The sequence below is a fragment of the Streptomyces sp. UH6 genome, from assembly GCF_013421635.1.
Taxonomy (GTDB): Bacteria; Actinomycetota; Actinomycetes; order Streptomycetales; family Streptomycetaceae; genus Streptomyces; species Streptomyces abyssomicinicus.
The window spans coordinates 1-2,417 of the sequence record NZ_JACADT010000868.1; the positions used below are offsets into that span (position 1 = coordinate 1).

The 2,417-nt window shown below is 73.2% G+C and carries 3 protein-coding genes; 2 read left to right on the forward strand and 1 reads right to left on the reverse strand.

What is annotated here, in order from left to right:
* Nucleotides 1-43 precede the first annotated feature (43 nt).
* Nucleotides 44-1,201, reverse strand: a complete 1,158-nt coding sequence (locus HW445_RS26910; protein ID WP_180223475.1) for an alkaline phosphatase PhoX — start codon at nucleotides 1,199-1,201, stop codon at nucleotides 44-46.
* Between the two features lie 285 nt (nucleotides 1,202-1,486).
* On the opposite strand from HW445_RS26910, the gene HW445_RS26915 reads away from it, so the two are divergent.
* Complete coding sequence (locus tag HW445_RS26915) at nucleotides 1,487-1,630, forward strand: hypothetical protein (RefSeq protein ID WP_180223476.1); 144 nt, start codon at nucleotides 1,487-1,489, stop codon at nucleotides 1,628-1,630.
* Nucleotides 1,631-1,767: 137 nt separating this feature from the next.
* Nucleotides 1,768-2,417 (forward strand): oxidoreductase (locus tag HW445_RS26920; protein WP_180223477.1); only part of this gene is annotated, 650 nt, incomplete at its 3' end.

Below are 2,417 nucleotides of genomic sequence, written 5' to 3' on the forward strand. Positions count from 1 at the left end.
GACGCGGCTGCCACGCGCACCGGCAGGCATCGTCGGTCGGTGGTCAGGTGCGGAAGGGGCCCGTCACCTCGTAGGTGATGCCGCCGGAGGAGGAACCGGAGGTGCCGCGCTGGCTGGAGAAGTAGAGGCGGCGGCCGTCGGGGGAGAAGGCGGGACCGGTGATCTCCGAGGCGGACTGGCCGCCGACCCGGAGGAACGGCGCGACCACACCCTGCGGGGTGATCACGCAGATCTCGAGGTTGCCGCCGTCCTCGGCGACGTACAGGTCACCGGAGGCGGTCCCCGTCACGTTGTCCACCCCGGTCAGCGGAGCCGTCCCCGACGTCACGAGCGAGTCGTCGTACGCGAGGGAGATGGTCTGGGCGGCGGCGTCGTACGCCCACACCCGGTTGTCCCCCTTGGTGGTGAACCAGCACGTCCCGTTCGCGTAGTAGCACCCCTCGCCGCCGTTGAAGCGCTTCGTGCCGGAGACCTGGTTGCGCGTGGCCGTCGCCCCCGTCGGGTCCGGCACCCGCGCCCAGGTGACCGAGCCGCTGGTGGCGGAGGAGCCCACCATCACCTCCAGCGTGCCGGAGGACAGGTCGCCCCACGTGGTCGGCCGGAACCGGTAGAACGCGCCGTCGGAGACGTCCTCGGTCAGGTAGATCACGCCCCGCTGCGGGTCGCAGGCCGCCGCCTCGTGCTTGAACCGGCCCATCGCGTCCCGCCGCACCGCCGCCTTCACACCCCACGGGTCGGTCTCGTAGACGTAGCCGCGGTCGACCTCCTCGCAGGAGAGCCAGGTGTTCCACGGGGTCTTGCCGCCCGCGCAGTTGACGTTGGTGTTGGACAGGATCCGGTACGCCCCCGTGACGGCTCCCGAGGAGTCGAACCTCACCGCGCCCGCGCCGCCGGTCGAGCTGATCTCCGAGTTGGAGACGTAGATCCACCCGCTGCCGTCGGCGTAGCAGGCGCCGCCGTCGGGCGCGTCGTGCCAGGTGTAGCCGGTGCCGGCCACCTTCTGCCGCGAGCGGGCGATCACCCGGCTGGTGAAGCCGGAGGGCAGCCGGATGCCGTTCGCGTCCGCGGCGCCGAGCGCCCCGTACGGGCCGGCGCCGGGCTGCGCGGGGGCGGCGTAGGCCGCGCCACGCCACAGGGTCCCGCCGAAGGCGGCGGCCGTGCCGCCGAGGACGGCGGCGCGCAGGAGGTTGCGACGTTCCACGTGCACTCCAGAGGTGAGGGGTACGCTGCCCGGCCGCCGGACGACGGCCGGGGGTCTTCCTCGTGCCGCAGGGGAGCGTAGGAGCACCGCACGGACCTGCGGTCCAACCTGTCGCGAACGCCGCGTGTATGGCGGGTGACGGTGTGTCTGTCCCGGTGTACTCGAGTGCGGCGTTCTCGAGTGCGGCGGTGCGGCGCGTCCCGTGGGCCGTCAAAGCCCTTGTGTGGCAGGGGTGTTGAGCACACACGCCGTTACCCTGCGGAGTTCGCTCCGCACAACGCCCTGGTGGTCGTCCACTCGATACGGCTGGACCGGTCGGGCGAGGAGGTCACGGCGGACGGGGGAGTGCTGCATTGCACCTCCCCGTGGGACATCGAGCAGCCGGACCTCACTCCGATCTCGTACCGGTACCGGACCGACCTCGCCTGATCGACGGGCCCCAAGCGGGGACGGGCGGGCGAGGGCCGGCGAGGGCGGGTCGGCCCGCTCGCCGGAAGGCGGGGAGACACCGGCCGTGCCCTTACCGTGGGGGCACCGGAACCCGATGTCACGAGAGGCTCCCGCCGATGACCAAGCCCCGCTGGACCGCGTCGCAGATCCCCGACCAGACCGGCCGCGTCGCCGTCGTCACCGGAGCCAACGGCGGGCTGGGACTGGTCACCGCCCTGGAGCTGGCACGCCGTGGCGCCGAGGTGGTCCTCGCCTGCCGCGACGTGGCCAAGGGGCGCGAGGCGGCCGACGGGATCGAGGCCGTGGTCCCCGCCGCGCGCGTCGACGTGGCACGGCTGGACCTGGCGGACCTCGCCTCGGTGCGCGCGTTCGCCGAAGACCTTCCGTACGGGCGGCTCGACCTCCTGGTCAACAACGCCGGCGTGATGGCGCTGCCGCACCGCACCACCGCCGATGGCTTCGAGACGCAGTTCGGCGTCAACCACCTCGGCCACTTCGCCCTCACCGGCCTGCTGCTGCCCCGGCTCCTCGCCACCCCCGGGGCCCGCGTGGTCACCGTCTCCAGCTTCCTCCACGCGCTGGCCAACATCGACGCCCGCGACCTCAACGCCGAGCGCGGCTACCACCGCTGGACCGCCTACGCCCGCTCCAAGACCGCCAACCTGCTCTTCACGCACGAGTTGGCCCGCCGCCTCGCCGCGGCCGGCGCCGACGTGACCGCCGCCGCCGCGCACCCCGGTTACTCCGCCACCAACCTGACCGCCGC